The sequence below is a fragment of the Thermogutta sp. genome (assembly GCF_039793925.1).
Classification (GTDB): Bacteria; Planctomycetota; Planctomycetia; order Pirellulales; family Thermoguttaceae; genus Thermogutta.
In genome coordinates, this window is the sequence record NZ_JBAMME010000035.1 from 1 (window position 1) to 1,058 (window position 1,058).

Consider the following 1,058-nt stretch of genomic DNA (forward strand, 5'->3'; position numbering starts at 1 on the left):
GTATGAACCAGCAGCAAACACCTCGCAAGGTGCGGATGGTTTGACGGTTACGTTTTTGGCCGGGAAGCCAGTCCAAAGGCCGGGGCTGTTGGAGGTCGCTGGGACACCGCCTCTGAGCACGAATTCCACGCGCAGAACGCCGAAAACGCCGGGACTCACATCACCGGCGTTCTCGTTAGAGAGAAACCTTGTTCAAGTTACATTGGTGGAGGAGATGTTACCTCCCCAACAATCGTCAGCGAGATTCTCTCAAGTCCGAAGGATACGTGGAAGCACGCCGTCGCGCACGTCCCCCCGGGTAATACTTGCGCAAGGAGGCGCAAATCCTCCAGGGAGTAACTCAATGCGTACCCGCTGCGGCCGCACCTGTCGTTTCTGTGCCGATCTTCCCAAGTGACTTGACATCACGCACGAAAGATTCCATTGAACGGGACAGGTTGTTCAGCACGGCAGCCCACTCTCGGAGGTGATCCCTGCCGCTTTCCGTAATGCTGTAGATGTGGCGCGCGGGTCCAGTGCCGCTTGTGTCCCAATCGGAGGTCACGTGTCCCATCGTCTCAAGACGCTGAAGAGTTCTGTAGAGAGCGCCGCGGTCAATCTCCGCATCCGTCAGCGCGTGATTCTTAAGATTGCCGCCCAACTCGTAGCCGTATGTTGGTCCGTTATGCTCAAGCACGTACAAGACAACCGGCTCCACGAACCGATAGAGATTACCCATTGCACATGTGCATGGACGTTCCCCACCATGTCTTTTACAGTGTCCTCTAGGCATTCGATTCGGATCTCCTTCCAGCGAAACAGCATGTCTGGCACTTGACTTCCACTTGGGAGCGACTTGCAGCTATATTATACCACAAGTGCGCCATAGATGTGAGTTACATATATCGCATGAGCATAGGGCTGTGCGGAATGGGCTTCACGGGCACTCGGTGCCATCAGCCACAGAATCCACAGGATGAGAACCAACAGAATGACCAACAGAATGAGCGACTTGACAAGACAAGCTCCGCCTTGATAATATAGGTGCAAATTGCATCTACCGGCGAGTGGCGTCTTGT

At 54.6% G+C, this 1,058-nt stretch carries 2 protein-coding genes; both read right to left on the minus strand.

All coding sequences use genetic code 11. The features are described 5' to 3' along the window. Nucleotides 1-340: 340 nt before the first annotated feature. Nucleotides 341-718 (minus strand): helix-turn-helix transcriptional regulator, encoded by a 378-nt coding sequence (locus ABJK56_RS01350; protein WP_347242870.1) that lies wholly within the window; start codon nt 716-718, stop codon nt 341-343. Between the two features lie 128 nt (nt 719-846). Then, on the minus strand, nt 847-1,058 hold a 212-nt coding region (locus tag ABJK56_RS01355), incomplete at its 5' end, for a hypothetical protein (RefSeq protein WP_347242871.1).